We start from the raw sequence: 25,762 nt of genomic DNA, 5'->3' as shown, positions 1-25,762 counted from the left end.
TCAACTGAAGGCACATTAATAGACGCGATATAGCGATTCCGCCATGTCGATAAACCGCGCAAGGTAGATCGGGCGGCGCGACAAATCGGCCCGTGCAAGGCAGCTCAACACCGCCGAGTTGATCGACCGCGGAGCGCGGTAGGCGGGCACGGGAGCGGGGTCATTAGGGGCGATGGAGCCGCCCGACCAGCCGACGGCCAACCCCAGCATGACGGCAGGGGACCGAGTCTGGGCCCAAAGCGCCTCTTTCATGACGCGGTGCCGCAGGTCCTTGGTGGGGGTGGACACCCAGCCGCCCACCATCTCCAGGATTTCGCGGTCGCGGGCGTCCAGCACGTCGGGCATGCAGCGCAGGCATTCGTGCCCCCACCAGATGGCCATTTGCGGCAGGGCAGCGAAGGCGGTGTAGGTCACCGCTTCCTCCGGGGTAGTGGATGAACGCAGCCGCCCCATGAACACCATAGCGTCCTCACCGTCGCGTGGCCGGTGTTGGGTCAGTTCGGCCAGCTGCGGCAAAGCAGCGTAAAGGTCCTGCGGGGTTTCAAAGCGCAAAGCGCCCGAGGGTGGGCGGGTCTTGTCCGAATCGTCGACCCCGTGAAGGGCGCCAGGAGGCAAGGTTTTGTTCATGCGGCGTGGCCCAAAAATCAGCTAAAGCAATGCGATGCCGGCGCAACTGTCCTTGCAAGCGGCTCTGGCGTCAAGGTCAACTGCGCAGCAAGGCGCAATAGCAAGACTATTGGGGTCCACCCGATATCAAGACATCGAAGTTATGACGTCAGATGACGATTGTTTGTCAGTTGTCGCCAGAGGCAGGAACTTTGCGTGGTTGCTTCGCAGAAATTCTATCTGCTGGGATCAATACCATTTCGCGACAGGGGGCAGGCTCATCAGCACCGCGTTTGCGTCGTGGCCAGTTTCCAGCCCAAACTTGGTGCCCCTATCATAGACAAGGTTATATTCTGCATAGAGCCCACGATGCTCTAGCTGGATATCCTTCTCCTTTTCGCCCCACTCCATGTCCCGCCGTTTATCAACCAGCGGCACAAAGGCTGGCAGAAATGCCGTGCCCACGTCCTGCGTCAGCTTGAAATCCGCCTCCCAATCGCCGGTGTCGCGGTCATCATAGAAGATGCCCCCAACCCCGCGCGCGCGGTGCCGGTGGGGAATATAGAAATACTCGTCTGCCCATTCCTTAAGCTCGGCGTAAAGCGTGTCCCCGTGAGGATCACACGCAGCTTTCATTTCATCATGAAAATGCTGCGTGTCCTCTGCGTATTCAATGCAAGGGTTCAGGTCCGAGCCGCCGCCAAACCACCATGCATGCGGTGTCCAAAACATCCGGGTATTCATATGGACTGCCGGAGCATGCGGGTTCTGCATGTGAGCGACCAGCGAGATACCCGACGCCCAGAACCGAGGATCATCCTTCATCCCCGGAATGCCCTTACGCGCCGCCATGGCGTTCTGCGCCCGTTCGCCCAACGTGCCGTAAACGGTTGAGATGTTGACGCCCACCTTCTCAAACACCCGCCCGCCGCGCATGACGTTCATTTCGCCGCCGCCAGCATCAGATCCATCATCCGACGTCCGTTTGGTCTTGGTCACCTCAACGCGGCCAGCCGGATTGTCGCCGCCGTGCCGGTCTTCCAGCGCATGAAACTCCGCCACGATGCGGTCCCGCAATTCTCGGAACCATGCGGCGGCGCGGGTTTTTTCGGATTCAAAGTCGTTCACTGCGTCCAACATCATATTGCCTTTGCTCATTCATCTTCGGTCATAACTGTCAGGAGGGCCATCGGTTTTCTTTGATTCACATCAATTCAGCCGGCTGTTCAGAAAGCTAATTATGTGGCTCGCTACTGCCTGTCCGTCTTCTTCATGCGCGAGATGTCCAAGACCCGCAATTTCGATGACTTTGGCGTCTGGCATGATCGCCGCAATTTTCGTCGAAGTCGTCGGAGGCACAGCTTTGTCTCCGCTGCCCGTGATGAACAAAGTTGGCGCGCACATTTCCGGAAGCGCAGCCAGCAATGGGTCCAGTCGCCACTGCGCCATCATGGCCAGCGTGCCTTCAACATGGGCTTTGTCGCTGATCAACCGCCGATAGAACACCTGGTCTTCGGGCGTCAAAATCGACCCTGTTCCCGCCAAAAGTCGATCTACCGAGTGCGGGCGCGATGTGGATGCCGTAAAGAGTTGGGCCACCCAAGGCGTGGATGCCAAAACTTTTGCGATCAGGGGAAACGCGACGCCAGCAAGGCCCTTGAAGTTCCCAAGCGCTGGGTTGATGCCAATGACCGGCGGTGACGGTGACAATGATGAGGCCAGCTGAAGCGCAATCGCTCCCCCCGCGGAATGACCTACAACGGCGTCAACGTGCCATCCTTCCTGGTTGCAGAGCCTGGCAATATCTTCGCTCATTGCCTCTAGGCCACAACGCTTGGGTGTGCCCATCTTGGTGAAGCCCTGGCCTGGAAGATCGATTGCGATGATGCGGTAGTGCCCAATCAGTTGGTCATACATATGCCGCCACGTCTGGGTGGCCCCGCCAGCCCCGTGCAAAAGCAACACAGTAGGCCCATGCCCCAACTCCTGCACGTGCCATTTATGGGGTTTGCTGAGCACGAAGCGCGAATGACTTGCCTTCGGCCAATCGGCATTGCGCGCCCAATCCATGACTTTAGCGGTCCAGCGAGATGGTCACGGCGTCCGACAATTTCCGCGCGTCCGCTCGCGGCAAGGCAATGTAGGGCGCATCCATAACGCAGGCCAGCTCGTTTAACGCGGTTGCCGGTCTGTTGCCGGTATCTATGACAAGTGCGTCAATACCTTGGCTTACAAGCGCACGGGCCATGTCGGTTGCGTCCTGCCCCGCCTTTGTCCGGTCCGAACTGCCATCCAAAGCGATATTGCTGCGCCCATCCGTCAGCAAAACAACCGTTGGGGTCAGACCCTTTCGGGCGGCGGTTTGGGCCATGGTCAATGCAGCGGCCAACCCAGCTGCCGTGGGTGTGCCGCCGCCGCCGGGCAAGTCGGCCAGGCGCCGCTTGGTTTGGACCAGTGATCGCGTTGGGGGCAGTAAAACGTCTGCTTCAGTGCCACGAAACCCGATCAGGGCCACGTGGTCGCGGCGGGCATAGGCCTCGGCCAGCAACAGCTCGACTGCGCCCTTTGCCTCGCCCAAGCGCGCAAGCGCTGCGGACCCCGACGCATCCACTGTGAAGATCAGCAACCGATCGGAGAGTTCTTGGTAACGTTTGGCGCGCAGGTCACCGGGTTTTACGATGGCACCTGTCCGGTGCGGCGCGGCGTCTTTACGAAGTTTTTGCCATGGGATCGCGGCGCGCAGTGTGGCCATGAGATCAACACGCGCACCTGGCTTTGCCCGCACGTTTCGTGCAGGGAGCGGCCGTCCGCGTCGATTTCCAAGGCGGCGCTTGCCGGAGCCAGAACCAGTACCTGTTTTCGCGGGGCCCGCACTCAGCTGGTCCAATAGATTGGCGGGAAGTGCCGTTTTTACTGCGTCGAGCAACAATTCCTCAGGCAGGTCTAGCTGGTGTTCTTGTTTGGGAGTTGTATCGGGTTCGGCCGCCTCGGCCTCCGTTTCTGGGTCGTCCACATTTGGCAAAATGGTCGTTCGGTGCGCGTAGACCAACGCCACGGCTATTGCGACATCGTCTTCGTTTACAACGCCCCTACCGGAGAATGCCGCATGCGCCTTGGCAACACGAAGCGCATGCATTGGTGCGCGCAAGCTGGTGATGCCAAGGCGCACTGCCAATGCCACCAGCGTCTCGGGCAGTTCGTCAAAGAAGTCTACGGCGGGCAATGGTGACGGGACCGTCTGGATTTCGGCGGAGGTCAATTCCGATACCTGCACCCCGTCGAGGCTGACTTGCATTGCGATCCGGTCAGAAAGGGTCGCGGGGATACATTCGCCGTCGTCGACACCTTCGTCGAGGCAGATGAACGCGCACTCTTTGCCCTGGTCAAGAGCGGCGGCCAATTGGCCAGCCATCTGCGGTCCCGTGCGTTCTGCCATGGGTAACACAAAACAGGCTCTATCTCGGCCCAAAAGCCCACTCCTGTATGTCAAACTTCCAGAATTCAACGTCGCCGCCAGATCAATGCCGCCGGTCAGGTCTTCGGTGGACATAGAGGGGTGAAGTCTGACCATTTCCGGGAAAATGTCTTGGGCAAACCTCATTGCCGCATCCCGCGCCGGGCCTGCTCGGGCGCGCAGCACAACACCTCCCATGCCAACGGGGTCAATCGCCAAAAGGCGCAGCGCTGTCATTGTGAGATGCCACGGCGTCATCAGGTGCCGAGGACGTCTTCGACGATGCGGCTAACACGCGTGCCCGACCCTGCCTCGTCAAGCGGGTCACGACGCAAACGATGCCGTAGGGCCAGCGGAGCTACGTCACGGATATGGGCGCGCCCCAGAATAGTATCTTCTCGGTAGGCCGCATATGCGCGGGCGGCCTTAAGCAGTGTCAGCTCGCCGCGAAGTCCGTCAGATCCCAGTTTGACACACAGCTCCGCGACGTCGTGAAGGCTCTTTTCCGGCGTTTTGAGTTTTTTCAGCGCTTTGCGCGCCTGCAAGATCTGGTTTTGCAACGCGGCGTCCTCGGCCTGCCAGCGAAGCATGAAGGCTGCGTGATCGTTGTCATACGCATCTCGGCGTTTGATCACGTTGACGCGTTCTTTGATGTCGGTGGGCGAAGCCACGTCAACGGACAGGCCGAACCGATCCAGAAGTTGCGGACGAAGTTCGCCTTCTTCCGGGTTGCCGGAGCCGACCAGTACAAAGCGGGCAGGATGTCGGATGGACAGGCCTTCCCGCTCGATTACGTTTTCGCCGGATTGGGCCACATCCAAAAGCAAATCGACAATATGGTCTTCCAGCAGATTCACCTCGTCAATGTAGAGATATCCCCGGTTGGCAGCAGCTAGTAAGCCGGGCTGGAACGCCTTTTCTCCGTTGGTGAGAGCCTTTTCGATATCCAGCGCCCCGGTCACCCGATCCTCAGACGCGCCCAGCGGCAAATCTACCACCGGTGTGGGCAGCTCTTGTGTTTTCTTCGAAGTTACGTTGGCCCAGTCCGGGCAATCTGCCGCTCGCTCGCTGTGAACCGGGCAGCCTTTCACCGCGCGTATCGGGGGCAGCAAGGCAGCAAGTGCGCGCACGGCTGTTGATTTGCCCGTGCCGCGGTCCCCAAAGACCAGGACGCCTCCGATTGACGGGTCAATCGCGGTCAGGATCATGGCGCGTTTCATGTCAGCCTGCCCGACGATCGCGGAAAAGGGGAAAGGCTGTTTCATACGGTTTCCAGTACCTTTAATGGAGACCCGCCGTTCCAGGTCCCTTGGTCGGATAGGACATGGAACCTGGCGTACAATTCTTCGCTGAACCAGCCCTCTTCCCGGACCGACTTAATGGCTTCGGCGTGATGCCCCGTTCTGGCGAAATTGGCCATTTTGGTCGCGTCTGGCCAAATCGAAAATGTCACTTGGTGAAGCCAAGGCACTTCCCCGATCCCAACCTTGAATGCCACATTCGGATCGTTGCCGATGACGCGGGAAATATCGGGCACCCTTTTCCAGAACCGCATCAGTATGCTGGGCCGGATTGTAGCGCGAGTGAGGACGGCCAGAGGGCCGTTGTTAGCCAACTTAGACACTATAAACGGGGTTTGGCCCGCCCATTCGCCCCGTACAGAGCCGGCCGACATATACACGGTCCAGTTTTCTACGGATTTAGTGCGATATCTTGCAAATGTTCTCTCTGATTGCGTTTGTTTCCGTGCCGTCTTTTCGTCAGGCCAAGTCGCTAGAATTGCATAGACCGATGTATTGGGAATAGGTGTAAATCCTTCGCCGGTGCCAGACCCGCATAGCTTCCAAAAGCCGATTTCTGGCACTCGGGACATCGCTCGCCTTGCAAGTCCCATCATTGCGAACGCCCAGATGCGCGCGGCCATCGAGTCGAAGCGGAAAAAGCTGAGGCTGACAACTTGAGTCATGTTGCACAGATTCCTTTAGTGTAAACGTAGGCTTACACAATTTGGCCTGCATGGGAAGATATCTGACAGATTTATTGTAAACCAAACTAGACAGTAGTAGCGTTTTGGTAAGATGACAGAATCTTCCTCACATATGTTCGACAACCGGGCCATCGTGATTGGCGCGGGACTAGGTGGGCTGGCGGCGGCGATGCGGTTGGGCGCAAAAGGCTACGCGGTTACGGTTCTGGATCGCCTCGACCGGGCGGGTGGACGTGGCAGTTCAATTGAGCAGGACGGGCACCGATTTGATCTTGGGCCGACCATTGTGACGGTCCCGCAGGTCTTTGAAAAGTTATGGCAGGACTGCGGGCACCGCTTCCACGACGACGTAGATATACGCGCCATTGAGCCGTTCTACGAAATTCGCTGGCCTGACGGTACCAAATTTGAGGCCTATGGCGAAACCGAGCGGATGAAGGCAGAGGTCGCAAAGATCAGCCCGTCGGATGTCGCAGGTTATGAAAAGTTCCTAAAGGACAGTCACACGCGTTACGTGGTTGGATTTGAAGGAATGTTGACCAAACCGATGCATCGCCTTTGGGAGACAGTGAAGGTCTTGCCGCTCTTCGCGTGGCTGCGCGCTGACCAATCCATTTACAAGCTGGCCAGCAAGCGGGTCCGGGACGAGAAACTGCGCATGGCGCTGTCCTTTCATCCGCTGTTCATAGGCGGCGACCCCACAATGGTGACCTCTATGTACGCTTTGGTCGCCCATCTCGAAAAGGAATTCGGGGTGCATTACGCAATTGGCGGTGTTCAGGCGATTGCGGATGCAATGGCGCGTGTGGTGCGGCGTCAGGGCGGGGTGGTGCGCCAAGGCGCTGAGGTCGACGAAATTCTACTGGAAGGGCAAAGAGCCCGGGGAGTTCGTCTGACAACCGGTGAGACGCTCGAGGCGCCGTTGGTCGTCAGCAATGCCGACGCCGGGCACACCTACGACCGTTTGCTGCGAAACCATAAGCGCCGCCGCTGGACCGCCACGAAGCTGGGCAAGAAACGGTGGTCGATGGGGCTGTATGTTTGGTATTTCGGAACGAAAGGGACGGCGGGGAAATGGCCCGACCTTGGTCACCATACCATTCTGAATGGCCCCAGGTTCAACGGGTTGCTGAAAGACATTTTCATAAAGGGCAAGCTGTCCGATGACATGAGCCTGTACATTCACCGACCCGCAAAAACAGACCCTAACGTTGCCCCAGCGGGGGATGACACGTTCTATGTTCTCTCCCCTGTGCCACATATGGGCTGGAAGAACGCGGTCGATTGGCAGGCGGAAGAGCCGATCTACCGCAAGAAGGTCGCCGCGGTTCTGGAAACGGTGATGCCAGGGTTTCAGGATCGTATCTCAACCGAACTGGTCTTCACTCCGGACACCTTCCGCGACAGATACTTGTCGCCCCATGGTTGCGGTTTTTCGATCGAGCCTCGCATCCTGCAAAGCGCCTGGTTCCGGCCCCACAACGTCAGCGAAGAGGCGGAGGGGCTGTTTCTTGTCGGGGCGGGAACGCATCCCGGCGCAGGGTTGCCGGGTGTTGTATCCAGCGCCGAGGTCATTGCAAAGCTTATCCCCGATGCGCCGGTTGTCGATCTTCAGGCACGGGTGGCCGCAGAATGATTGACCCCCGCGACCTTGAACATTGCCGCAATGTGATCCGGACAGGGTCCCTGTCTTTCCATGCGGCCTCGAAGCTTTTGCCGAATTCCGTTCGCGATCCGGCTTTGGCGCTTTACGCGTTTTGTCGCTTGGCCGACGACGAAGTGGACGAGGGGACCCAAAAGGGCCGTGCCGTGCTGGATTTGCGCGACCGACTGGACCTTGCCTACAACGGAACGCCCCGCAATGCGCCCGAGGATCGGGCATTTGCAGCAATCATCGACGAATTTGACATGCCCCGCGCCCTGCCGGAAGCGCTTCTGGAAGGGCTGGCATGGGACGCGATGCAGCAGAGATATGACACTCTTTCGGGCGTGCGGGACTATTCCGCGCGGGTGGCAGCCGCTGTTGGCGCAATGATGTGCGTCCTGATGCGGGTGCGGGACGCGAATGCCCTAGCCCGGGCCTGCGATCTTGGTGTGGCGATGCAGCTGACAAACATCGCTCGTGACGTGGGGGAGGACGCCCGTGCCGGGCGCATCTACCTGCCGCTTGATTGGTTCGAAGAGGCGGGGCTGGAACCAGACCGCTTCCTGTCCAATCCGGAACCAACGCCCGAAGTAAGGCGCTTCGTCCGTCGTCTGCTTGCGGAGGCGAAGCGGCTCTATATTCGCTCAGAAGCGGGGGTCGGCTCGCTGCCATTGTCGGCGCGGTCTGGTATTTTTGCAGCGCGATACATCTACGCCGGCATCGGCGGAGCGGTCAGGCGCAATGGTCATGACAGTGTGACGATGCGTGGCCGGACGTCAAAGGCGCACAAGATCGGGCTTATCGGTAAATCTGCTTTGCGCGCGGCGGCGACAGTCATTTTGCCCCAGTCCCCGGTCATCCTGGCGCGGCCACTGTCCGAGGTCGCATTTCTCGTCGACGCCGCGGCAAATGGCACGCCGAGTGCCGCGCATTGGGAACACACGCGGGCCGGCGCTTTGCTGGGCGTCTTGGCCGAACTGAAAGCGCGCGAAAGCGGTTCAACCGGAGCGGCGGGCGTTGCGGCGGAGTGATTGCCGCCTTAAGGGTGAGACATGGATCTAGTTCTTTTTTCGATCTTTCTAATCTCTTGCGGCGCGGCAGGCGCGACGGGCGGCGTATTCCCTCCCGGGCCTTGGTACAAGACCCTGAACAAGCCAAGCTGGACGCCTCCCGACTGGGTGTTTCCAGTCGCATGGACCACAATTTACCTGTTGATCTCCTTCGCAGGGGCTCGGATCGGCGGCATGGAAGGCAACGGTTATGCGCTCGCGTTTTGGGCGATGCAGCTTGGGTTCAGCACGTTGTGGAGCCCTGTGTTCTTTGGCCTGCGCAGGTTGCGGGGCGCGCTGATTATTATGGTGCCGCTTTGGTTGGCCGTGCTCGGCGCGACCCTTGCCAATTTTCAGCTGGATTTCTGGGCCGGCCTTGCGTTCGTGCCTTATCTGGTTTGGGTCACCGTTGCAGCCGCGCTGAATTTCACTGTCTCGCAGATGAATCCCGACCAGAAGCCAATTGACCTGGCCAGCCTCTAGAAGCGCCAGTTTGATCGGCGCGGGACGCGGACAGCCAGCATTGGCTTGAGCAGCGGGTTTGCATAGCGTCTGAGATCCAACGCCTCGTGAACGCCCTGCACAGTTTCGCCGTTGATCTGCGTTTCCACCAAGGATCGCGAGTAGAACGGCGCATCCAGCATAGCCTTGATCTGCTTCGGGGTGGTCCCGGGGTCGGCCCGTGCCTCCCGCCGCAGCGCCCAAAGGGTGCGTTTGAACGGCGTGCTTTTTGGTGCATCGATGATCCTGCCATGCCCGTCCGGGCCAAACGCAATGGCGGCGTGCAAACTTGTGCCGTCCAGCCTTTGCGCGTCATAGAAACAGGTTGATCCGCCCGCGGTCGGGAACCGGCCCCATGTCCAATAGCTGAAATCTTCCTCAAGTGACCTGGTGCCAAAATTCGCGTCAAAATATCCGTGCCCTTCAAATTGCCAGCCGTTGGCCTCAAGGTCGACCTGGATGCGGGACGTCGGCGCAAAGGGTCGCCAAACATGTGCGCCGTCCGACGTGAGCGGCAGCTCCAGATCTGTGACAGCAGACGGGGTCACTGCAATGGTTCCCCGCACGCGGGAAATCAGTGGAAGAGAAGACATCTCGTTGATGGATATGACCAGCTCAGACCCTGTCCACTTCATGCTGGAAGGGCCAACCTGCAATATGTCGCTGCTTTGGCGTAGCGCCGTTTCGCCGCGGTCCGTCATCGTGAACCGGCCGCCGGGTCCGTAGGTGGCCACGTTGATACAGCAGTTATTAGCGGGATTGCCGCGACCGGACCAATGGTACCAGGGCGAAAAAACAGACCCTATGAAGCCGATGACCGAGACGGCGCGCTTGCCGTCGTCGCTGACGCCGTCGACATACCACCACGCGTAGCCGCCTGCGGGGACGTCGATGTTGAAGTTTGGTCGTGCAACATCGCCTCGACCGCATGCTTGGCGGAGAGCGTGGCCATCGGAACCCCCGCGCCCGGATGTGCCCCGCCGCCCACCAGATAGAGGCCCTTCATTCTGGTCCGCGCCGTTGGTCGCTTGAACGCCGCCATCAGCCCGTGCGGGGATCGCCCGTAAAGTGACCCGTTCGATGCCGGGAACATTTGGGCGAATTCCGCCGGCATCGTCAGGGTGCCGGGGTTCGGTTTGGGCGTGAAGGTCAGACCGAACGCCTTTAGGCGGCTGAAGACCAGTGTCTGACATTGCTGCCTCTCTTTCTCGCTGGGCGTGGTGGGGTGCTGTGCCGGGGGACCATTCAAAATGATCTCGAACCGCTCGTCCCCCGTTGGTTGCCGCCCGCCAAACCTGTCTTGCGAGCAGATGTAGAGGGTTGGATCATGCGGCATCCGACCCTCGGACAGTGGCAGGAATTCCCCATCTGATGAGTCGCCAAAAAACACCGTGTGCGGTGCCAGGTCGACGCCGACGGCCTTCGCGGCAAACGCATGCACATATGCCGACAAGCTGCGGGGCGCTGTTGCGTCCGAGGAAACAGCGTTCTTTGCGTGCTCACCTAAAGCCCCTGTCGTCAACGCATTCGGGTCGCCATTGAAAAGGGTCTGATCAACTGCAATGCGCGCCCCTTCGACCAACACCGCGTCCGGCTCAAGCGCTGTCACCGGAGTATCGTAATGGAAGGTTACGCCCAGCTTGATGGCAAGCTGTTCCATCGCCTGCGCCAATCGGTGCATGCCGCCGTCAACGTGCCAGACGCCCTGCGCTTCTGCATGCCAGATCAGGCTTAGGATCGCGGGGGAGGCGTCGGGCCTGCCGCCAACATAGGTCGCATATCTGCCAAAAAGCTGGGCGAGCTTTGGCTCTCTGAACTGCGTAGCCAATGATCCGGCCAATGTCTGATGCGGGGCCATGTCACGGATCAATGATGGGTGCCGCAAAACCCGCGCGGTCAGCGACAGCGCGGAAGGGTTGCCAGCATGCATCATCGGCACATCAAACGCGTCAAACAAGCGGGCGGCGCGGGCGGAAAAACGCTCAAACTCAGACGCCGCGCGCTTGCCAAATGCCGCCGCGACATTGGCAATGCTGTCGCTCTGGTTGGCCATCAAATCCAGCGTTGTGCCGTCAGACCAATAGTGACGCGCAAGCAGCGGTTCCTTGGTCAGAGTGACGTGATCTTCCAGCCGCTCCCCTATGTCTGTGAACAAGCTGTCAAACACCGGTTTCATAGTCAAAACGGTTGGGCCCGCATCCACAGGACCAGCGGCAGATGGGACCGTCCGCATTTTCCCGCCGGGCGTCGAATGTTGTTCAAAGACCGATACTTTTGCGCCAGAATGTGCCAAACGCAACGCTGCCGCCAAGCCGCCGATCCCGGCGCCTACGATGGCGATATGCGAGGTGGAGCTTGGCATCGGTGACTTTGGGTTCCCGGATGAATACGTTGACAGTCCAGACTCAATGTGTCCACTTTAGTTGACACATGTGGAGCGATCAATAAGTTACGCTCAACCGCCTTTGGGAGACACATATGGGCTTTGCAGACCGAATTGACGCGGCGATTTCCAGCGCAATCCGACAAGGGCAAGCAGCCCCTTCCCCCGGAAAATTGGCGTCCGCGTTGCACTACACAGTGACGCCCGGCGGTGCTCGTATCAGGCCCACAATCCTGATGAGTGTGGCAACAGCTTGCGGCGACGACAAACCCGCTTTGACGGATGCGGCGGCAACGGCACTGGAACTCATTCACTGTGCGTCACTGGTTCACGATGACCTGCCTTGTTTCGATGATGCAGACACCCGTCGCGGCAAGCCCTCTGTGCACCGCGCCTTCGGTGAGCCGATAGCAGTGTTGACGGGCGATAGCCTGATCATCATGGCCTTCGATGTTCTGGCGCAGGCCGCGCCGTCCGATCCGATGCGGGCCGTTCAGCTTATGTCGGTTCTGTCGAAGCGCACCGGCATGCCAAACGGTATCTGTGCAGGCCAGGGGTGGGAAAGCGAAACCAATATCGACCTGTCGGCATATCACCGTGCCAAAACCGGGGCGCTGTTCATTGCGGCGACGCAAATGGGGGCGATTGCAGCCGGTCAGGATGCAGAGCAGTGGGAGGAGCTTGGCGCCTGCATTGGTGAGGCCTTTCAAGTCGCAGATGACCTGCGCGATGCACTTTATGACGAAGACACGCTTGGCAAGCCCGTCGGTCAGGACGACTTGCACGGACGTCCGAACGCGGTGACCGAATTGGGCATTGAAGGCGCGATTGAACGTATGCGCGACATCCTAAGTGGCGCGATATCGTCGATTCCGCGGTGCCCGGGCGAGGCCATGCTGGCCAAGATGGTCACCGCGCAGGCTGAGGCCCTGACACCCCTCAAATGGCGTGCAGATCAGGCGACCGCTTCACGGGAATGAAACGGTGAGCGCTGCGCCGCCCGACGCCCCAAAACCCACGACAGGCCTACTCCGCGGAGGGTGGGCAAATAGGCTGATCGCGTCCCGCCGGTTTCAGACATGGGCGGCCCATTTCCCATTCACCCGCAACATGGTGCGCCGAGAAGGCGAAGCCTTGTTCGACGTTGTCGCCGGCTTTTGCCATTCGCAGGTATTGATGGCGCTTGTTCAGCTCCAGATTTTCGACGCCTTGATGCTGAGGCCGGAAACGGCCGGGGCCTTGGCCCGGAAATGTGCAGTCCCCGATGACCGCATGGCCGTCCTGTTGCGGGCCGGGGTTGCGTTGAAGCTGCTCAAGAAAAAGCGTGGCGATAGGTTCGCCATGACGTCCCGTGGCGCCGCATTGGTCGGCGTGCCCGGCCTGACGCAGATGATCATCCACCACGACGTATTCTACCGTGATCTTGCCGACCCGGTCGCATTCTTCCGCGGTGAGGTCGAAACGGAGCTGGCCGATTTTTGGCCATATGTGTTCGGTGGCGAGATGGACCCGCAGGTTGCCGCAAATTACTCGGATCTTATGGCGCAAAGCCAAATCCTGGTCGCGGAAGACACCCTGAAGACCGTGTCCTTCAAGGGCACCAAAACGCTGATGGACGTGGGTGGCGGAACCGGCGCTTTTCTTGAAGCGGCGGGCCGAAAGCACAAAGAGCTTGAATTGAAGCTGTTTGACTTGCCACAGGTTGCACCGGCCGCGAGGGAACGGTTCGCAATGGCTGGCATGTCCGCGCGTTCAGAGGTTATCAGTGGGTCGTTCCGGTTGGATGCAATTCCGCACGGTGCCGACACGTTGTCGTTGGTAAGGGTGCTTTACGATCACTCTGACGACACGATCCGCCAGCTGTTGCAGAACTGTTATGAAGCGCTGCCAAACAATGGCCAGCTGGTCATATCGGAGCCAATGTCGGGCGGCGATAAACCCCAAAGAGCAACGGACGTGTATTTCGCGCTCTACACCATGGCGATGCGTACGGGAAGAACTCGGTCTGCGGCCGAAATCGCGGCGCTCTGTACTGAGGCCGGCTTCTCGGAAATTCGAATTTTTGCGCCTCGCAGGCCATTTGTAACAAGCTGCCTGGGCGCCAAAAAACTCTGACAAATCAGTTGTCCAATTAAGTTGACACATAAAAGTGTCAGCTTTACCTTACAGTTATGACATCTAGCCAACCGCTGAGTCTCTACGCTCGCGCGACGGCGGAATTGAAATTCGGGGGAGACGAATTGCAAGCAACAGCCGTCACACTCAGAGGCCCGAAGAAATTGGGGCTTTCCCAGCTGGAGGTCACCCCACCTCAAGCAGATGATGTGGTCGTAAAGGTTGCGCATTCAGGGATTTCCACCGGAACTGAAAAACTGTTCTGGACGGGTGAGATGCCGCCGTTTCCCGGAATGGGTTACCCGCTTGTGCCGGGCTACGAAGCCTCTGGCGAAGTTGTCGAGGCTGGTCCAGAAACCCATTTCAAAGCGGGCGATCATGTCTTTGTCCCCGGGGCGAATTGCTACGAAGGCGCATTCGGCTTGTTCGGTGGCGCCTCAAGCCTGCTGGTCAGTGCGGCTGATCGGATCATCAAGATTGATCCTTCTCACGGACCGGAAGGTGCGTTGCTGGCATTGGCGGCCACAGCGCGGCACGCGATTGCTGGTCCGGGCAACACATTGCCTGATTTGATCGTTGGTCACGGTGTTCTGGGTAGGTTGCTTGCGCGATTGACGGTCGCAGCAGGCGGGTCTGCGCCTACAGTCTGGGAAATCGACCCAAGCCGGCATTCCGGTGCCAACGGCTATGCGGTGACGACCCCCGACGATGATGATCGCAACGACTATTCTTGTATCTACGATGCGTCGGGGAGCGCCGCCGTTCTTCCGCAGCTGATTGGCCGCATCGCCAAGGGCGGGGAGATCGTTCTGGCGGGCTTCTATTCCGACCCGATCAGCTTTGCGTTTCCGCCGGCCTTCATGAAAGAAGCGCGTTTTCGCGTGGCAGCGGAATGGACCCCGGACGATCTGAGCGCGACGCGCGCTTTGGTTGATGAGGGCGCGCTAAGCCTAAACGGGTTGATAACGCATACCGCAAACGCGGCAGACGCCGCACAGGCCTATCAGACCGCGTTCACTGACACGACTTGCCTGAAAATGGTCCTCGACTGGAAAGGGTACGCATGAGCCTCGATGTTCCAAATCTGAAGAGCTACGACAGCAACCTGAAGGCGGAGGCCGCCGAGCCCACGCTGGAAGTGCCTCAGTCTGAGCCGACCTCCAAAACGCAGATCATCGCGATCTATGGCAAGGGAGGCATCGGCAAATCCTTCACGCTCGCAAATCTCAGCCACATGATGGCCGAGCAGGGTAAGCGGGTGCTGTTGATTGGGTGCGATCCTAAGTCTGACACCACGTCTCTTTTGTTCGGTGGCAAGGCCTGCCCGACGATCATCGAGACGTCTTCGAAGAAGAAGCTGGCCGGTGAAGAGGTCAAAATCGGCGACGTCTGCTTCAAGCGCGGCGGCGTCTTCGCGATGGAACTTGGCGGGCCGGAGGTCGGTCGGGGTTGTGGTGGTCGTGGGATCATCCACGGGTTCGAATTACTGGAAAAGCTTGGCTTCCATGATTGGGATTTCGACTACGTCCTGCTTGATTTCCTCGGCGATGTTGTGTGTGGCGGCTTCGGCCTGCCGATTGCGCGGGACATGGCGCAGAAGGTTATCCTGGTGGCGTCCAATGACCTGCAATCGCTGTATGTCGCGAACAACGTGTGTTCGGCGGTCGAATACTTCCGCAAGCTTGGTGGCAACGTCGGGGTGGCAGGGCTGGTCATCAACAAAGATGACGGCACGGGGGAGGCAGCAGCCTTCGCCGAAGCGGTAGACATTCCGATCCTTGCGGCAATCCCGCAGGACGATGATTTACGCAAGAAATCAGCAAATTACCAGATCGTCGGCACTGGCGAATCCCAGTGGGGCGACCTGTTCGCGTCCCTCGGTGACAATGTCGCCGAAGCACCTCCAGTGCGGCCGGTGCCATTGGACCAGGACGGGCTTTTGGGCCTGTTCGACGCGTCCGAGACGGGCGGCGATGTGGTGCTGGAACCGGCGACCGATCAAGACATGCGCGGCAAGAACGCGGCCCCGAAAGAAAGCCTTGAAGTGGTGTATGACGATGTTTGATTTCGAGAAACTGGATCAGTTCGAAGAGGGCCTCAATACCGCCTCCGCGTTGGGGGTCCGCGCCAGCGAGGCGAGTGAGCACTTTCAATCAAATATGAAGGCATCCCGCGCCATACGGGCGAATAGCGAACGGCTGCGCAGTCGCTCCGACTCCAACCGCGACAGAGACATATCGAAGTGAGCAAGGCGGTCACATATGACCACGCTGACGCGGTAGAGGTCGAAACTGGCACTGAGGTTGAGGGGCGCGATGCGCCTTTGCCGGAGGGTGGTTTGGGCTGTCACTCGGGGTCCGAGATGGAAGACGCCGCGCGGATGGCGGGTAAGTCGGACATCCTGGATCAATACGCCAGGGACTACCCGCAAGGGCCACATGACCAGCCGCAATCCATGTGCCCGGCCTTCGGGTCGTTGCGCGTTGGGCTGCGGATGAAGCGCACGGCGACGATCCTGTCGGGGTCAGCTTGCTGCGTTTATGGGCTGACTTTTGTGTCGCATTTTTATGGGGCGAGACGGTCTGTCGGGTACGTGCCGTTCAACTCCGAAACGTTGGTGACCGGCAAGCTGTTCGAGGACATCCGCGAGAGCGTTCACGACATGGCGGACCCAGAGAAATACGACGCCGTTGTCGTGACAAACCTTTGTGTTCCAACGGCTTCTGGTGTTCCACTGCGGCTGCTGCCCGAGGAAATCAACGGCGTGCGCATCGTTGGCATCGACGTGCCGGGCTTTGGGATTCCGACCCATGCCGAGGCGAAGGATGTGCTGGCCGGCGCGATGCTGAGCTACGCCCGCAAAGAGATTGAGGCGGGGCCTGTGGCGATGCCTGCGAGCGGGAAGTCGGACCGTCCGACGGTGTCATTGCTGGGCGAGATGTTTCCTGCCGACCCGATGATGATAGGCCAGATGCTGGAGCCTTTGGGCTTGGCGGTGGGGCCTGTGGTGCCGTGCCGTGAGTGGCGTGAATTATATGCGGCATTGGACTGTGGGGCGGTGGCTGCGATCCATCCGTTTTACACCGCATCAGTGCGGGAATTCCAAGCTGCGGGTAGGCCTGTGGTGGGGTCTGCGCCGGTTGGGCATGACGGGACGGCCAATTGGCTGGCGAATATTGGTGAGGCATTTAACCTTTCGAAACAACAGGTTGGGGAGGCTCAGAACAAGTTCCTCCCAGCGATCAAAGGCGCGCTGAGCGCAATGCCGATCAAGGGCACAATAACGCTGTCGGGCTATGAAGGGTCCGAGCTTTTGGTGGCCAGATTGCTGATCGAAAGCGGGGCGGATGTGCCTTATGTCGGCACCGCGTGTCCCAAGACGGAATGGTCGAAAGACGACTGCGCTTGGCTGGAAAGCAAGGGCGTGAAAGTCAAATTCCGTGCGTCTCTGGAAGACGATTGCGCGGCGATGGAGGCGATCAAGCCGGACCTTGCGATTGGAACCACTCCGGTTGTGCAGAAGGGAAAAGAGCTAGGGATTCCAAGCCTTTACTTCACCAATCTGATCAGCGCCCGACCCTTGATGGGGCCTGCTGGCGCAGGGTCATTGGCGCAAGTGGTCAACGGTGCGATGGCCAACAAGGACCGCATGGATCACATGCGGGCGTTCTTTGAAGGTGTGGGCAATCAGGACACTGCAGGGGTCTGGGAAGGCACGCCGAATGTGCAGCCTCAGTTCCGCGCGCAGAACGCTAAAAAGCTGGAACGTGCCGCGAAAGCGGCCAAAGCGGCGGAGATGATTTAGTGGCGATCTTTCCGCATAAATTGCCCGTACACAACGCGTACACAGGCTGTACACACCCCGTACATACGTTTGGCGGTGCGCCATGCTGATCCAGGACCACGACAGAGCGGGCGGATATTGGGGCGCGGTCTACGCGTTTTGCGCCGTCAAAGGTCTGCAATGTGTGATCGACGGACCCGTCGGGTGCGAGAACCTGCCGGTGACGTCCGTGTTGCATTACACCGACGCGCTGCCGCCGCATGAGCTGCCGATTGTCGTCACCGGATTGGGTGAGGGCGAGATGGGTTCGGGGACCGAGGACGCGATGAAGCGCGCCTGGAAAACGCTGGACCCTGCATTGCCTGCTGTGGTGGTGACGGGTTCTATTGCCGAGATGATCGGCGGTGGCGTGACACCGCAAGGCACCAACATTCAGCGCTTCCTGCCGCGCACCATTGACGAGGATCAGTGGGAGAGCGCGGACCGCGCGATGACGTGGATCTTTACCGAGTTCGGCATGACCAAAGGTCGGATGCCGCCGGAGAAGAAGCGCGAAGAGGGGGCTGCCCCACGGGTCAATATTCTGGGTCCGATGTATGGCACGTTCAACATGCCGTCTGATCTGGCCGAGATACGCCGCTTGGTCGAAGGCATCGGGGCCGAGGTCAACATGGTGATGCCGCTGGGCGCGCATGTGGCGGAGATGCGTGGGCTGGTGAATGCGGATGTAAACATCTGTATGTATCGCGAGTTTGGTCGGGGCCTGTGCGAGGTTTTGAACAAGCCGTATCTGCAAGCGCCGGTTGGGATCGATTCAACCACGAAATTCCTGCGCAAGCTGGGCGACCTGCTGGGGCTGGACCCCGAGCCGTTTATCGAGCGTGAGAAGCATTCGACCATCAAGCCGGTTTGGGACCTGTGGCGGTCGGTAACGCAGGACTTCTTTGCAACCGCGTCTTTCGCGATTGTCGCGAATGAGACCTATGCACGCGGCGTGCGGAACTTCCTTGAGAATGATCTTGGGCTGCCCTGTGCATTCGCCGTTGCAAGAACGCGGGGCAAGAAGACCAACAATGACGAAGTGCGCGCCTGGATGCACCAAAAACGCCCGCTGATTGTCATGGGGTCGATCAACGAGAAAATGTATCTGGCCGAGATGAAAGCGGGCTTTGGCCCGGCCCCGGCCTTTATCCCCGCGTCTTTCCCCGGCGCCGCGATCCGTCGCGCCACGGGCACGCCGTTCATGGGCTACGCCGGGGCGACTTATCTGGTCCAAGAGGTCTGCAATGGTCTCTTTGATTCACTGTTTCATATCCTGCCCTTGGGCACGGATATGGATGCGGCGGAAGCGACGCCAACACCGCTTCGCCGTGACTTCCCCTGGGATGCGGATGCCCAGGCCAAGCTGGACGAAATTGTGTCCAGCCATCCGATCCTGACGCGGATTTCCGCCGCCAAAAGCCTTCGAGACGCCGCAGAGAAACGTGCGCTCGACCAAGGGGCAGAGCGGGTTGTTCTGGAAACCGTGGAAGGACTTCAACCAGCTTCGGGAGGAGCATCATGACTGATTTTACACATGAGACACCCGTCAAGGAGCGGCGCGTCAGCTACGTGCCGACGCGCGAATACTACGCGTATTTCGCTCTGATCTTTGTGGCCACGCTGCCGCTGTCGATCCTGACATGGGTGTTGAGCGCAGCACGGCGGCTTGAGCTGCCCGAGCGCGGTCCGATCAAGTCTGCGTGGAGCCAAGCGCAGATCATCACGCCGAGAATCTTCTCAGCGTAAATTCTTTCAATCCGTCGGGTCGAGACGATGGGTTACTTCGAATTCGCCATTCCCCCCCGGAGTGGTGGATTAGGGCAGCGGATGAGCCGTTGTCGTAACCCAGCCGCGGGGGGAGCGCGGCGTCAGTACAGACTTTTCTTAGGAGAAAACCATGGCTGATAGATCCGACCTGTCCTTCACAGGTCTTACAGACGAGCAAGCGCAGGAGCTGCACTCGGTCTATTTGAGCGGATTCTACCTGTTCACCTCGGTGGCGGTGGTTGCGCACATCCTGACCTACATCAGACTGCCCTGGTTCAACTGGTAAAGGAGAGGATTTGAAATGGCACAGTTCTACAAGATCTGGCAGATTTTCGACCCCCGTCGCGTGTTCGTGGCGCAGGGCGTCTTTCTCTTCTTGCTGGCAGCGATGATTCACCTCGTCCTGCTGAGCAACCCAGAGACCAACTGGTTCGAACGCGCCTTCGGTGCGGAACAGAGCGAGTAAGTTCGGCTTCAACAACAGCTGCGGGCGGGCACGCCCCCGCCCGCAGCAAACGACGAGAATTTGACAGGCGGCCGGGCATCGGCCCGCGCCTAAGAGGAGACTGAAGATGGCACAGCTCAGCTTCGAGAGAAAATATCGCGTCCGGGGCGGCACGCTGATCGGCGGCGACCTGTTCGACTTCTGGGTCGGTCCGTTTTTCGTGGGGTTCTTCGGGGTCACCACCTTCTTCTTCGCCGCGCTTGGCACCATCATGATTTTCTACGGCGCCGCCTTGGGCGACACTTGGAACCCGTGGCTGATCTCGATCGACCCGCCATCCCTTGAGGTGGGCCTCGGCGTCGCGCCGCTGGCCGAAGGCGGCATCTGGCAGATCGTCACCTTATGCGCTACCTTCGCCTTCATCAGCTGGGCGCTGCGCGAGGTGGAAATATGCCGCAAGCTGGGGATGGGCTACCACGTGCCGTTCGCCTTCTCCGTCGCGATCTTCGCCTACGTCACGCTTGTGATCATCCGCCCCGTGTTGCTGGGCGCGTGGGGGCACGGCTTCCCATACGGCATCTTCAGCCACCTCGATTGGGTCAACAACGTGGGCTACGCCTACGGCAACTTCCACTACAACCCGGCCCATATGGTGGCGATCACCTTCTTCTTCACCACCTGCCTGGCGCTGGCGCTGCACGGGTCGCTGGTGCTGTCGGCGGTCAACACGCCGAAGGGCAAGGAAATCGCAAGCCCGGATCACGAGGACACCTATTTCCGCGACCTGATTGGATATTCGATCGGGCCGTTGGGCATCCACCGTCTGGGCCTGTTTCTGGCGCTGAACGCCGGGTTCTGGTCGGCGGTGTGCATCGTGATTTCCGGCACCATCTGGTTCGACACCTGGGCCGAGTGGTGGGACTGGTGGCTGTTCCTGCCCTGGTGGGCTGACCTTCCTGGGGGGGTAAACGGATAATGGAATATCAAAACATCTTCACCCAAGTGCAAGTTCAAGGCCCCCCCGAAATGGGGGTGGACCCTGAGGGCAAACTGGACCGCGAGCGCACCAAGGGCGCCAGCTTCAACACACTGGCGGGCCTCTTTGGCAACGCGCAGTTGGGGCCGATCTATTTGGGTCCGTTCGGCGTTGTGTCGCTGGCCACCGGCTTCATCTGGTTCTTCATCGTCGGCATGAGCTTTTGGGCGCAGGCGGGGTATTCGCCGGGCGTCTTCGTGCGGGACCTGTTCTGGATGGCGCTGGAACCGCCGTCGTCGGATTACGGGTTGGGCATGGCGCCGTTGAACGAGGGCGGGTGGTGGATCATTGCGTCGTTCTTCCTGCTGATCTCGGTCATCAGCTGGTGGATACGCACCTACCTGCGCGCTGAGGAATTGGGCATGGGCAAACATGTGTCCTGGGCCTTCGCCTCCGCCATCTGGCTTTTCCTTGTGCTGGGCCTGATCCGGCCCATCATGATGGGCAGCTGGGAGGAGGCAGTGCCCTACGGCATCTTCCCGCATCTGGACTGGACCAACCTGTTTTCGCTGACCTACGGCAACCTGTTCTACAACCCGTTCCACGCTCTCAGCATCGCGTTCCTCTATGGGTCCGCCCTGCTGTTCGCGATGCACGGCGCGACCATTCTGGCGGTCAGCCGCTACGGCGGCGAGCGAGAGATCGAGCAGATCGTAGACCGTGGCACGGCATCCGAACGCGCGGCTTTGTTCTGGCGCTGGACCATGGGGTTCAACGCCACGATGGAGGGCATTCACCGCTGGGCGTGGTGGTTTGCGGTGCTGACGACGCTGACCGGCGGCATCGGCATCCTGCTGACCGGCACGGTCGTGGATAACTGGTTTATCTGGGCGCAAGAGCACGGCTACGCGCCGCCAGACGAATAAGGAGACGGATGAGATGAAAGAGAACCACGACTACCTTAGCTCCTCCGGCGGCTCCAACATTGCGCGGCTGCGCGAAGAGGGACTGATGTTGCACATGAAGGGCGCGGGCTACGCGTTTATCTTCTGCTTCGCTGTCCTGACTGCGATCCTCATCTTGATGTGGATTGGCAATAACCTGCTGCCAGCGGAATCCCGGGATACCGAGGATCCGACACCGTTTTCCTATGTGATCGAAACCCCGGAGGTTTTGAACGCATAGGCACAGAGACAGGCGGGGCATTCGCCCGCTCCGCCTACCGATGTTCAGGCTGCCCGGTCCCTTGGGTGGTTTGGATGGTCAGGGGCTCGACACCCTGACACCTCCTGTTGGCTACGGGAGACAGGTGGCGCTTTCCCTTGGTTGGCGTCCCTGTTCCCGGGCCAGCAGGAATACCACAAATGTCGAAATTTGTCCCTACGTCGAGAAAGGACACCCTAAATGACCAACACTCCGCACCTTGATCGTGTGTCGCTGCCTTCTGATTTGAAGGCGTTGACGGATGCCGAATTGACCGCTTTGGCGGACGAGCTGCGATCCGAAGTGATCGAGGCCGTTGCCACCACGGGCGGGCATCTTGGGTCGTCATTGGGCGTGGTGGAAATGACCGTCGCGATCCATGCGGTGTTCGACACCCCGCGCGACAAACTGGTCTGGGACGTGGGTCACCAATGCTACCCGCATAAGGTGCTGACCGGTCGGCGCGACCGAATGAACACCCTGCGTCAGGAAGGTGGCATTTCGGGGTTCACTAAACGCAGCGAGTCCGAGTTTGACCCGTTTGGCGCGGCGCATAGCTCCACCTCCATTTCCGCCGCTTTGGGCTTCACCGTCGCACGCGACATGGGGCAGCCGACGGGCGACGCGATTGCCGTGATCGGCGATGGGTCCATCGGCGCGGGCATGGCCTATGAGGCGCTGAATAACGCCGGTGCCGAAGGGCGGCGGATGTTCGTGATTTTGAACGATAACGAGATGAGCATCGCCCCGCCCGTGGGTGCCATGTCGAAATATCTGTCCAGCCTATATGCCTCCCCCGCTGGTGATCTGCACAAGATGGCCGAAGGGTTCGAGGCAGCGTTGCCCGGCCCCATCCGCGACCACGCGCGCCGCGCGCGGCAGTTGGTGACCGGCGCAGTTGGCGGGCAGGGAACGCTGTTTGAAGAATTAGGCTTCCAATATATCGGGCCGATTGACGGGCACGATATGGGGCAGCTGCTGCAAGTGCTGCGGTCGGCCCGCACGCGGGCGACGGGGCCAGTGGTTATTCATTGCTGCACGGTGAAGGGCAAGGGCTACGCGCCCGCGGAACAATCGGCGGACAAATATCATGGCGTGTCCAAGTTTGACGTGGCCAGCGGGGCGCAGAACAAGTCACGCCCCAACGCGCCGAGCTACACCAAGGTGTTCGGGCAGGCCCTGTCGAAACATGCAGAGACGGATTCCAAGATTGTCGGGATCACCGCCGCCATGCCATCGGGCACGGGCATGGATATCTTTGGCGAGCGCCACCCAAAGCGCATGTTCGACGTGGGCATTGCCGAACAGCACGGCGTGACCTTTGCCGCCGGGATGGCGGCGGGGGGTCTGAAGCCGTTCTGCGCGATTTATTCCAGCTTCCTGCAACGCGGTTACGACCAGATTGTGCATGATGTGGCGTTGCAAAACCTGCCAGTGCGTTTCGCCGTGGACCGCGCCGGGTTGGTGGGGGCCGACGGCCCGACCCATGCGGGCGCGTTCGACATAGGCTACCTGTCGGCCTTGCCGAACATGACCGTGATGGCCGCGTCAGACGAGGCCGAGCTGGTGCATATGGTGGCCACAGCCGTGGCGCATGACAGCGGCCCCATTGCCTTCCGCTACCCGCGCGGCGAAGGCGAGGGCGTCGAGATGCCGGAGATTGGCGAGGTGTTGGAGATCGGCAAAGGCCGGGTGATCCGCGACGGCTCAGACATCGCGATCCTGTCCTTTGGCGCGCATCTGGGCGAGAGCCTGAAGGCGGCGGATTTGATGGAAGCGCAAGGGCTGTCCGTGACCGTGGCCGACGCGCGGTTTGCCAAACCATTGGATAAAGCGCTGATCCGCAAGCTGGCCAAATCGCACCGCGTTTTGGTCACGGTGGAACAAGGGGCCGAGGGCGGATTTGGCGCGATGGTGCTACACGCGCTTGCCAATGAAGGGCTGCTGGACGGCGCGCTTGCGGTGCGCACGATGACCTTGCCGGATCGGTTCATTGACCAGGCCGCGCCGGATGCCATGTATGCCGACGCAGGGCTGACCGCGACCGACATTGCAGCGACTGCGATGCAGGCGGCGGGCGTGAAGGTGGCGGAAAGCGTCTAAGCGGCGGCGAGATTGCCGAACAATATGTCGGCGTGTTTCTCAAGATAGATGCGCATCCACGGGGTGAAGCGGTCGGGGTAGTCTGCTACCTCTTGCTTCAGCTCGAAGAAGTCGACCCAACGGGTCTCCATCACCTCGTCGGGGTTCAGGTTCATCGGCAGGGTTTCGATGCTTTGGGCGATGAACAGCTCCACCACCTCATGCTCGATCAACCCGTCGCCGACATCGGCGCGGTATTCGACCTGGCCCATATGCACGGGGATCAGGCCGGTGATGCCGAGTTCCTCGTTCAGCCGGCGCAGGGCGCATTCGGCGGGGTCCTCATCCCATTCGGGGTGGGTGCAGCAGGTGTTCGCCCACAGCCCCGGCGTGTGATATTTGCTGAGCGCGCGGCGTTGGATCAGCACCTTGGATTTGGCCATCACGAAGACCGACACCGCCTTGTGGCGCAGCCCGCGCATATGCGCATCCAGCTTTTCGACAGGGGTCAATTGGCCCTCGACCCAGGTGGGGATCAGGATGGTCATACGCGTGTCTCGCTGACGAGGCCGGTCAGGTGGGCCAGGTTTTTTATGCCGATTTTCAGGTGCGCCAGCGGGCGGGCGGCGACCAGTTTCTTGTTCATATAGGCCTCGAATGTCAGGCGCTGCACGTCGACGTCGTGGCATAGCGACACGAACCGTTCACGGCGTTCGTCGCTGCGGTAATAGGCGTTTTGCATGGCGCCCAGCACCTTGAAGACGCTTTTATGCTCGGACATGAAGAGCTTGCGGGCGAGTTTCAGGTCCTTCACGCGGCCGGTCTTCAGACAGGCGGCGGCGGCGGTTGCGGCCACCCGCCCGCCGAGCATGGCATAGTAGATACCTTCACCGGATGAGGGGGCCACTACACCGGCGGCATCGCCTGCCAGCACCACATCTTTGCCGTTGTCCCACCGGTCCATCGGGCGCAGCGGGATTGGCGCGCCTTCCTTGCGCAGGGTTTTGCAATCGGTCAGGCCGGAAGCCGCGCGCAGGTCGGCGGTCGCCTGTTTCAGGTCCACCCCGTCGATGCCGGTGCCCATGCCAACGGAACAGGATTTGCCATGCGGGAACACCCAGCCGTAGAAATCGGGCGAGATCGCCCCGTCATAAACCACGTCGCAGCGCAGCGGGTCGTATTGGTCGGTGGCTTCAGGTGCCTCGATGATTTCGTGATAGGCGATGACGTAGTTGATCTTTTCGCCGCCGGGTACCTCGTCGCGGGCCACGTTTGACCGCGCGCCGTCCGCCCCGATGACCAGCCGGGTCTCGATGGTGACTTCCTCGCCGCTGGCCTTGTCGCGATATGTGACGAAGGTTTTGTCGCCGTCGCGCGTTATGCGGCGGTAGGTGCCGGTTAGCCCGATGGCTCCGGCGCTGATCGCGCGGTTGCGCAGAAACGGGTCGAAATCCTTGCGGTCCACCATGCCGACGAAGCCGTTCTCAATCGGGATGTCCACCTCCCGCCCGGTGGGGGAAATCATGCGCGCGGTGTTGATCTTGGCGATGATCTGGCTGTCGGGAATGTCGAAATCGGCAATGAGCCGGGGCGGGATTGCGCCGCCGCAGGGCTTGATGCGCCCGTCGCGGTCGATCATCGCCACCTTGTGGCCGGAGCGCGCCAGATCTTCGGCTGCTGTGGCCCCTGAGGGGCCTCCTCCTACAACGACGACATCATACAT

27 protein-coding genes are annotated in these 25,762 nt (G+C 60.1%); 17 read left to right on the top strand and 10 right to left on the bottom strand.

All coding sequences use genetic code 11. The features are described 5' to 3' along the window. Positions 1-15: 15 nt before the first annotated feature. The 6 genes from Q0899_RS12900 to crtA form a co-directional block, all read right to left on the bottom strand. Positions 16-627 (bottom strand): hypothetical protein, encoded by a 612-nt coding sequence (locus Q0899_RS12900; RefSeq protein WP_298294578.1) that lies wholly within the window; start codon positions 625-627, stop codon positions 16-18. 228 nt (positions 628-855) lie between these two features. Continuing rightward, entirely contained in the window at positions 856-1,764 is a 909-nt protein-coding gene (hemF, locus tag Q0899_RS12895) for an oxygen-dependent coproporphyrinogen oxidase (protein ID WP_299193253.1), read from the bottom strand. Between the two features lie 51 nt (positions 1,765-1,815). After that, a complete protein-coding gene (gene bchO / locus Q0899_RS12890) occupies positions 1,816-2,676 on the bottom strand; it encodes an alpha/beta fold hydrolase BchO (protein ID WP_299193251.1) in 861 nt (286 codons plus the stop codon). 4 nt (positions 2,677-2,680) lie between these two features. Continuing rightward, the gene (locus Q0899_RS12885) at positions 2,681-4,297 is read right to left on the bottom strand and encodes a magnesium chelatase subunit D (protein WP_366942107.1); all 1,617 of its coding nucleotides are present in this window, start codon (positions 4,295-4,297) and stop codon (positions 2,681-2,683) included. Positions 4,298-4,317: 20 nt separating this feature from the next. After that, positions 4,318-5,325 carry a magnesium chelatase ATPase subunit I gene (bchI, locus tag Q0899_RS12880; protein WP_298294569.1) on the bottom strand — a complete coding sequence of 336 codons (1,008 nt, stop codon included), beginning with the start codon at positions 5,323-5,325 and terminating at the stop codon, positions 4,318-4,320. After that, entirely contained in the window at positions 5,322-6,026 is a 705-nt protein-coding gene (crtA, locus tag Q0899_RS12875) for a spheroidene monooxygenase (RefSeq protein WP_298360858.1), read from the bottom strand. The genes bchI and crtA overlap by 4 nt, the downstream gene beginning before the upstream one ends. Positions 6,027-6,138: 112 nt before the next feature. Here crtA and Q0899_RS12870 point away from each other — a divergent pair, with 112 nt between their 5' ends. From Q0899_RS12870 to Q0899_RS12860, 3 genes are read left to right on the top strand one after another with little or no spacing between them, the layout of a single operon-like run. Further along, on the top strand, positions 6,139-7,683 hold the full coding sequence (locus tag Q0899_RS12870; protein ID WP_299193247.1) for a phytoene desaturase: 1,545 nt from the start codon (positions 6,139-6,141) through the stop codon (positions 7,681-7,683). Continuing rightward, positions 7,680-8,723: a 15-cis-phytoene synthase gene (gene crtB, locus Q0899_RS12865; RefSeq protein ID WP_299193245.1), complete on the top strand. Its 1,044-nt coding sequence runs from the start codon at positions 7,680-7,682 to the stop codon at positions 8,721-8,723. The genes Q0899_RS12870 and crtB overlap by 4 nt, the downstream gene beginning before the upstream one ends. A gap of 21 nt (positions 8,724-8,744) precedes the next feature. Beyond that, a complete protein-coding gene (locus Q0899_RS12860) occupies positions 8,745-9,224 on the top strand; it encodes a TspO/MBR family protein (RefSeq protein ID WP_298360852.1) in 480 nt (159 codons plus the stop codon). Here the strand turns inward: Q0899_RS12860 and crtC are convergent. After that, the gene (gene crtC / locus Q0899_RS12855) at positions 9,221-10,057 is read right to left on the bottom strand and encodes a carotenoid 1,2-hydratase (RefSeq protein WP_366942116.1); all 837 of its coding nucleotides are present in this window, start codon (positions 10,055-10,057) and stop codon (positions 9,221-9,223) included. The genes Q0899_RS12860 and crtC overlap by 4 nt on opposite strands. Next, positions 10,045-11,604 carry a 1-hydroxycarotenoid 3,4-desaturase CrtD gene (gene crtD, locus Q0899_RS12850; protein WP_299193242.1) on the bottom strand — a complete coding sequence of 520 codons (1,560 nt, stop codon included), beginning with the start codon at positions 11,602-11,604 and terminating at the stop codon, positions 10,045-10,047. The genes crtC and crtD overlap by 13 nt, the downstream gene beginning before the upstream one ends. Positions 11,605-11,720: 116 nt before the next feature. Here crtD and Q0899_RS12845 point away from each other — a divergent pair, with 116 nt between their 5' ends. The 14 genes from Q0899_RS12845 (at position 11,721) to dxs (ending at position 24,060) form a co-directional block, all read left to right on the top strand. Beyond that, complete coding sequence (locus Q0899_RS12845; protein ID WP_299193240.1) at positions 11,721-12,605, top strand: polyprenyl synthetase family protein; 885 nt, start codon at positions 11,721-11,723, stop codon at positions 12,603-12,605. A 154-nt stretch (positions 12,606-12,759) separates the two neighbouring features. After that, positions 12,760-13,740, top strand: coding sequence for a methyltransferase (locus Q0899_RS12840; RefSeq protein ID WP_366942106.1), 981 nt, complete (start codon positions 12,760-12,762; stop codon positions 13,738-13,740). 125 nt (positions 13,741-13,865) lie between these two features. Further along, entirely contained in the window at positions 13,866-14,807 is a 942-nt protein-coding gene (gene bchC, locus Q0899_RS12835) for a chlorophyll synthesis pathway protein BchC (protein WP_299193238.1), read from the top strand. Continuing rightward, entirely contained in the window at positions 14,804-15,805 is a 1,002-nt protein-coding gene (locus tag Q0899_RS12830) for a chlorophyllide a reductase iron protein subunit X (RefSeq protein WP_298294552.1), read from the top strand. Before bchC ends, Q0899_RS12830 begins: the two co-directional genes overlap by 4 nt. After that, positions 15,798-15,986, top strand: a complete 189-nt coding sequence (locus tag Q0899_RS12825) for a hypothetical protein (RefSeq protein WP_299193236.1) — start codon at positions 15,798-15,800, stop codon at positions 15,984-15,986. The genes Q0899_RS12830 and Q0899_RS12825 overlap by 8 nt, the downstream gene beginning before the upstream one ends. Next, positions 15,983-17,545, top strand: a complete 1,563-nt coding sequence (gene bchY, locus Q0899_RS12820; RefSeq protein WP_299193234.1) for a chlorophyllide a reductase subunit Y — start codon at positions 15,983-15,985, stop codon at positions 17,543-17,545. The genes Q0899_RS12825 and bchY overlap by 4 nt, the downstream gene beginning before the upstream one ends. Before the next feature lie 82 nt (positions 17,546-17,627). Further along, positions 17,628-19,088 (top strand): chlorophyllide a reductase subunit Z, encoded by a 1,461-nt coding sequence (gene bchZ, locus Q0899_RS12815; RefSeq protein ID WP_299193232.1) that lies wholly within the window; start codon positions 17,628-17,630, stop codon positions 19,086-19,088. Further along, a complete protein-coding gene (gene pufQ, locus Q0899_RS12810) occupies positions 19,085-19,312 on the top strand; it encodes a cytochrome PufQ (protein WP_298294546.1) in 228 nt (75 codons plus the stop codon). Before bchZ ends, pufQ begins: the two co-directional genes overlap by 4 nt. 151 nt (positions 19,313-19,463) lie before the next feature. Next, complete coding sequence (gene pufB / locus Q0899_RS12805) at positions 19,464-19,619, top strand: light-harvesting antenna LH1, beta subunit (protein ID WP_298294543.1); 156 nt, start codon at positions 19,464-19,466, stop codon at positions 19,617-19,619. A 15-nt stretch (positions 19,620-19,634) separates the two neighbouring features. Continuing rightward, positions 19,635-19,799, top strand: coding sequence for a light-harvesting antenna LH1, alpha subunit (gene pufA, locus Q0899_RS12800; RefSeq protein ID WP_298294541.1), 165 nt, complete (start codon positions 19,635-19,637; stop codon positions 19,797-19,799). 106 nt (positions 19,800-19,905) lie between these two features. Continuing rightward, positions 19,906-20,754: a photosynthetic reaction center subunit L gene (gene pufL, locus Q0899_RS12795; protein WP_298294539.1), complete on the top strand. Its 849-nt coding sequence runs from the start codon at positions 19,906-19,908 to the stop codon at positions 20,752-20,754. Next, complete coding sequence (gene pufM, locus Q0899_RS12790; protein WP_298295927.1) at positions 20,751-21,680, top strand: photosynthetic reaction center subunit M; 930 nt, start codon at positions 20,751-20,753, stop codon at positions 21,678-21,680. The genes pufL and pufM overlap by 4 nt, the downstream gene beginning before the upstream one ends. A 13-nt stretch (positions 21,681-21,693) precedes the next feature. Next, a complete protein-coding gene (pufX, locus tag Q0899_RS12785; RefSeq protein ID WP_298294537.1) occupies positions 21,694-21,939 on the top strand; it encodes an RC-LH1 core complex protein PufX in 246 nt (81 codons plus the stop codon). A gap of 219 nt (positions 21,940-22,158) precedes the next feature. After that, positions 22,159-24,060 carry a 1-deoxy-D-xylulose-5-phosphate synthase gene (gene dxs / locus Q0899_RS12780; protein WP_299193229.1) on the top strand — a complete coding sequence of 634 codons (1,902 nt, stop codon included), beginning with the start codon at positions 22,159-22,161 and terminating at the stop codon, positions 24,058-24,060. On the opposite strand, the gene idi is transcribed toward dxs, so the two are convergent. Further along, complete coding sequence (gene idi / locus Q0899_RS12775) at positions 24,057-24,587, bottom strand: isopentenyl-diphosphate Delta-isomerase (protein ID WP_298294533.1); 531 nt, start codon at positions 24,585-24,587, stop codon at positions 24,057-24,059. The two genes, dxs and idi, sit on opposite strands and share 4 nt — an antisense overlap. Next, a complete protein-coding gene (locus Q0899_RS12770) occupies positions 24,584-25,762 on the bottom strand; it encodes a geranylgeranyl diphosphate reductase (RefSeq protein WP_299193227.1) in 1,179 nt (392 codons plus the stop codon). Before Q0899_RS12770 ends, idi begins: the two co-directional genes overlap by 4 nt.

Source organism: uncultured Litoreibacter sp. (assembly GCF_947501785.1).
Lineage (GTDB): Bacteria > Pseudomonadota > Alphaproteobacteria > Rhodobacterales > Rhodobacteraceae > Litoreibacter.
Note: the sequence above shows the minus strand (reverse complement) of the source record. Positions and strands in the feature narration are given on the sequence as shown.